This is a genomic window from Finegoldia sp. P3-F-LR (assembly GCF_052932165.1).
In genome coordinates this window covers 1-4392 of the sequence record NZ_JBRFJE010000037.1, presented here as the reverse complement: position 1 = coordinate 4392, position 4392 = coordinate 1, and the positions used below count along the sequence as shown (strand labels likewise).

Genomic DNA, 4392 nt, shown 5'->3' with positions numbered 1-4392 from the left:
GCGGTATCCCGGGTTCGAATCCCGGTAGGGTCACCAGATATATGGGCGATTAGCTCAGCTGGGAGAGCATCTGCCTTACAAGCAGGGGGTCACAGGTTCGAGCCCTGTATCGCCCACCATATATTTTTTATAAATAAAACGAAAACAAAATTCTAACACAAGGCCCGGTAGTTCAGTTGGTTAGAATGCCAGCCTGTCACGCTGGAGGTCGACGGTTCAAGTCCGTTCCGGGTCGCCAAGTTATGCTGGTGTAGCTCAATTGGTAGAGCAACTGACTTGTAATCAGTAGGTTAGGGGTTCAAGTCCTCCCACCAGCTCCACAAATCCTTTTTAAACAAAGGGTTATGGAGGAGTTCCCGAGTGGCCAAAGGGGACGGACTGTAAATCCGTTACTTTATGTTTCGGTGGTTCAAATCCACCCTCCTCCACCAATTAAATTTTACAGAATAATAAGATTAATTACCTATATGCGGGTGTAGCTCAGTGGTAGAGCCCCAGCCTTCCAAGCTGGTTGCGAGGGTTCGATTCCCTTCACCCGCTCCAATTAAGCACCTATAGCTCAGCTGGATAGAGCAACGGACTTCTAATCCGTGTGCCGGAGGTTCGAATCCCCCTAGGTGCGCCAATAATAGTGGGGTGTCGCCAAGTTGGTAAGGCACAAGACTTTGACTCTTGCATTCCACAGGTTCGAGTCCTGTCACCCCAGCCAATATGGTTCATTAGCTCAGATGGTAGAGCACCTGACTTTTAATCAGGGTGTCCCGGGTTCGAGTCCCGGATGAGCCACCAAATGTGGAGAGGTATCGAAGTGGTCATAACGAGGCGGTCTTGAAAACCGTTTGGGGGCAACCCCGCGTGGGTTCGAATCCCACCCTCTCCGCCATTTTAAATTACTTTATTTAGGAGAAATACTCAAGTGGCTGAAGAGGCTCCCCTGCTAAGGGAGTAGATCCTTAACGGGATGCGAGGGTTCAAATCCCTCTTTCTCCGCCAAGAATATATGATTTATTCTTGGGCCTTTAGCTCAGTTGGTTAGAGCGCCCGGCTCATAACCGGTAGGTCCCGGGTTCGAGTCCCTGAAGGCCCACCAATTTATTTCTTGATTTATTCAAGAAATATTTTTTTATAATGTTGAAATCATTTCCTAAATAAAGTACGTGCCCAGATAGCTCAGTCGGTAGAGCAAAGGACTGAAAATCCTTGTGTCGCTGGTTCGATTCCGGCTCTGGGCACCAAGGGGATTAGTTCAGTGGTAGAACGTCGGTCTCCAAAACCGGATGTCAGGGGTTCAAGTCCTCTATCCCCTGCCACGACTATACGGCTTGTTTCTATGTGTTATTAAACGTTGAAAACAAGCCGTTTTTGTTTTTTCATTTTACTATGTGATACATATTTTATTATAAAACGTAACAATGAATGATGTATTTGTCTACTTGTAGTTGTTTTATGTATAGTTGTGATGTGTACTCGTAAATTGGGTTTATTTGTTTCTCATTCAGTTTGAATGCTAAGTAATCGGCTTCTTTTTCTGTTTGAGTTTTTTGTGATGTTAGTTTTGAATTCTGGATCATTTTACTCGTGTAGTACTGCGTGTCCTATTTCGTGGGTCAAAAACTAAATTGTGTAAATGTTTTTGTATGTTATGAGATGAAGATGATTTTTTGATAATGTGGTTTACATATTCTGTGGCATTACTGCGTATTATTAGTTGTTCTTGATATTTTGTTAGTTTTTTTGTTTTAGTTTTTATTTTATCTTCTATTAAATCTGATTTGTTATTTGATAATTGATCTGATATTTTTTGAATTTTAACAATTCTAGAGTAATATTTTAAGTTTATCCAATTTGACACAGTTATTTCAGGATAATCTAATATCCTAGCAAGTTGTGTTTAAGTTAATCTTCTTATATTAAGATAATATTTAATTTTCTCAACGAAAGTGTTTTTTTGGTTGCCACGTCGTTGCGCCTTCTTATTTACTACAGTTATATATTCTAATATTATCTATTTAAATAAAAATACATTAGCATAAAAAAAAAGTCTGATGAAAATCTAATAAAATTGGCTTTAATAACTGCAATTATCAGTCTATCTCAAAACATTATAGATTTAATCATCAAACTTCTTGATATGTGGGGAGTTAATCCTCACAGGCTATTAGCTTATTTTTATAATATATGAGAAATTGGTATAAGGCAATATAATATGTCTTGGTGTTTATTATAGTTTTTGATTTGATTATGATGGCTTTTAAACTGAGTAGGTAGAAGAAAAAAAAGTAGGCTTTATTAAGCAACTGGATGCTGCAATAACTAGCATTATAAGCCTACTTAAAGAACTAGGGTTTATAGCATGTTACCTATATGGTGATTTTAAATCAGCGAATTTTAGCGACAGAATATGGGCTAATGGATAAAAGATGAGAAGTAACTTGCAATCAGGAATCCACAACTCAATGCTACTGGGAGATAATCCGAAAACGTGGGGAAGAAAGCTTTAAGAAAAGTTGATCGAAGGAATGGACGACACGGGAAGACAAAATGCCTTCTACAATAAGTTTAGGTTAGCTGTGATGGAATTTGCAAAGTGGCAGATAAACACGGGATTAAATTTGATGAGAAAAAGAAGGTATGGAAAATATATTTGGATTGTTGAATCTGGAGTGTATCATATATGTGTACCTTTTAATAACCACGTTTTTGATATAGAAAACTCAGATATCGGCGATGAGTTGCTACCGATGCATCCGAGATGTAGAAGTCTGACAATTAGATATAAACCAGAAAACTACGAAAAAAATACTAGGACTGCAAGGGATAAAGACGGAAAAAACATCAAAGTTCCGCTTGGTATGAAGTATGATGAATGGAAAAAATGGATAGATTCTGATTACAAAGAAAATGCTTACGAAGCACTGACAGAAAACGAAAAAAGAGCAATAATCAGTTATAAATCTTCCGAAAGTTACAAAATCAATGAAAAGTTGTATAATAATAGTAAGCTTACTAATCATGATAAAAAACTCATAAGAAATCTTGATTCAGCATTAAATAAAATGCCTAATTATGAGGGTGATTTAGTTAGAGATTTATATTTTGCGGATAATAAGTCTTTGAATGAGTTTGTGAGCGCTCATAAAGTGGGGAATACTATAAGTTATAAAGCTTACACATCTACCACAAAAGCAGACTCATATAACGATATGGCAAACATAAAAATATATATAAAGAATTCAAAAATGGGTAAAGATATATCAAGTATAGGACTTGATGAAAAAGAAGTTTTGTATCAAAGAAATAGTGAGTTTTTAGTGGCAGATAAGACTAATATTGCTGGAGTAAATTATATTAGGTTAGAGGAGAAAGTAAATGTCTAAAAGAGAATTAACTGAAGAAGAAAAACATGAACTACTGACAAGTAGGTTTACTGCCCCATTCAAAGCTGTGGTGACCGGCCATTTTGAGTTAACCGAAAAGCAAAAGAAAGAAAATGAGAAATGGGAAAAAGAGCTTGAAAGACGATACGGAAAAAATAAAATTAATAAATAAGCACACTAACTAATTACATTTGTATTATGTTAGATGTGCTTTTTTAGTGCAATAATCGTGAATTAATCGTGTGAAAATCCACATAAAACAAGTAAATATCAATAAATTAATCGTGCGTCAATCGTGCGATTTTTTATTTGGAGTATTACTCAAGAGGTGAAGAGGGTTGTTTGCTAAACAACTAGGGCAATAATGCCGCGTAGGTTAGATTCTTACATGCTCCGCCAATCGTCTTTTACTTGATAGACATAAAAGAATCATGGATCAAAATACATAGATATACGGTCTTTAAATGGGAGGAATAATTGCAGATTTACTGAACAATCAAAATGAAAACACTGAAGAAAGCAACGTTTTAACTGAATCAAATAACAAAGAAGTTAAAGAGACCGAATATTATGAAGTACTAGATTTTAACGAATAGGATTAGTAATATTTTTATGAATTAGATATTTACGAATAATGAAAATTGTAGTGCATCGTTTCGGATTGGTATTAAAAGTAAATATAAATAAATTTTGGGTAAGATATTAATAATATTTCATTACAAATATTTGTATTTGCAAATAATCTATTGTATAATTCAAAATGAACTTAATAGGTTATATAACAATAGGGTATAGAGATTTAGTTTAATTGGTAAAATGTCAGACTCCGAATCTGAAGGATGAGGGTTCGATTCCTTCAATCTCTGCCAAACAAAAAAGATAGCTGATTGACCTGAACCCGTAAACACGGAATAATTTAATAATATTTTAAGCGGAATGTAATCTGTACATAACAGGGGACATTCCGTTTAATTTTGTTTTAATTCTATCTTCATTGTACCATCTAATATATTTT

Annotated in this window: 4 protein-coding genes and 15 tRNA genes; 17 read left to right on the top strand and 2 right to left on the bottom strand. The window is 35.5% G+C overall.

Features of this window, described 5'->3' with window-relative positions:
• Positions 1–43 precede the first annotated feature (43 nt).
• From ACU68U_RS09125 to ACU68U_RS09065, 13 genes are all read left to right on the top strand, one after another.
• Positions 44–119 (top strand) — tRNA-Val (locus tag ACU68U_RS09125).
• 42 nt (positions 120–161) lie between these two features.
• A tRNA-Asp gene (locus ACU68U_RS09120) sits at positions 162–238 on the top strand.
• Between the two features lie 6 nt (positions 239–244).
• A tRNA-Thr gene (locus ACU68U_RS09115) sits at positions 245–320 on the top strand.
• Positions 321–346: 26 nt separating this feature from the next.
• Positions 347–431 (top strand) — tRNA-Tyr (locus ACU68U_RS09110).
• A gap of 38 nt (positions 432–469) precedes the next feature.
• A tRNA-Gly gene (locus ACU68U_RS09105) sits at positions 470–543 on the top strand.
• A 5-nt stretch (positions 544–548) separates the two neighbouring features.
• Positions 549–625, top strand: a tRNA-Arg gene (locus tag ACU68U_RS09100).
• 7 nt (positions 626–632) lie between these two features.
• Positions 633–709, top strand: a tRNA-Gln gene (locus tag ACU68U_RS09095).
• A 4-nt stretch (positions 710–713) separates the two neighbouring features.
• Positions 714–789, top strand: a tRNA-Lys gene (locus ACU68U_RS09090).
• A 5-nt stretch (positions 790–794) separates the two neighbouring features.
• Positions 795–883 (top strand) — tRNA-Ser (locus tag ACU68U_RS09085).
• A gap of 19 nt (positions 884–902) precedes the next feature.
• Positions 903–993 (top strand) — tRNA-Ser (locus ACU68U_RS09080).
• Between the two features lie 20 nt (positions 994–1013).
• Positions 1014–1090: transfer RNA gene (locus tag ACU68U_RS09075), tRNA-Ile, on the top strand.
• A 69-nt stretch (positions 1091–1159) separates the two neighbouring features.
• Positions 1160–1235, top strand: a tRNA-Phe gene (locus ACU68U_RS09070).
• Positions 1236–1310 (top strand) — tRNA-Trp (locus tag ACU68U_RS09065). It begins immediately after the preceding tRNA gene.
• A gap of 87 nt (positions 1311–1397) precedes the next feature.
• Here ACU68U_RS09065 and ACU68U_RS09060 read toward each other — a convergent pair.
• Positions 1398–1571 carry a hypothetical protein gene (locus ACU68U_RS09060; protein WP_446763189.1) on the bottom strand — a complete coding sequence of 58 codons (174 nt, stop codon included), beginning with the start codon at positions 1569–1571 and terminating at the stop codon, positions 1398–1400.
• Positions 1572–2519: 948 nt separating this feature from the next.
• Here ACU68U_RS09060 and ACU68U_RS09055 point away from each other — a divergent pair.
• From ACU68U_RS09055 to ACU68U_RS09040, 4 genes are all read left to right on the top strand, one after another.
• On the top strand, positions 2520–3377 hold the full coding sequence (locus tag ACU68U_RS09055; RefSeq protein ID WP_446763188.1) for an ADP-ribosyltransferase: 858 nt from the start codon (positions 2520–2522) through the stop codon (positions 3375–3377).
• The gene (locus ACU68U_RS09050) at positions 3370–3549 is read left to right on the top strand and encodes a hypothetical protein (RefSeq protein WP_446763187.1); all 180 of its coding nucleotides are present in this window, start codon (positions 3370–3372) and stop codon (positions 3547–3549) included. The genes ACU68U_RS09055 and ACU68U_RS09050 overlap by 8 nt, the downstream gene beginning before the upstream one ends.
• 139 nt (positions 3550–3688) lie before the next feature.
• Positions 3689–3776: transfer RNA gene (locus tag ACU68U_RS09045), tRNA-Ser, on the top strand.
• A gap of 394 nt (positions 3777–4170) precedes the next feature.
• Positions 4171–4246: transfer RNA gene (locus ACU68U_RS09040), tRNA-Arg, on the top strand.
• Between the two features lie 58 nt (positions 4247–4304).
• Here ACU68U_RS09040 and ACU68U_RS09035 read toward each other — a convergent pair.
• Positions 4305–4385, bottom strand: coding sequence for an IS3 family transposase (locus ACU68U_RS09035; RefSeq protein ID WP_414731760.1), 81 nt, complete (start codon positions 4383–4385; stop codon positions 4305–4307).
• Positions 4386–4392: the final 7 nt, after the last annotated feature.

Bases quoted from the DNA above. Each gene is read 5' to 3' on its own strand.
- ACU68U_RS09055 (WP_446763188.1), top strand. From the start codon at position 2,520: ATGGACGACACGGGAAGACAAAATGCCTTCTACAATAAGTTTAGGTTA.
- ACU68U_RS09060 (WP_446763189.1), bottom strand. From the start codon at position 1,571: ATGATCCAGAATTCAAAACTAACATCACAAAAAACTCAAACAGAAAAA.
- ACU68U_RS09050 (WP_446763187.1), top strand. From the start codon at position 3,370: ATGTCTAAAAGAGAATTAACTGAAGAAGAAAAACATGAACTACTGACA.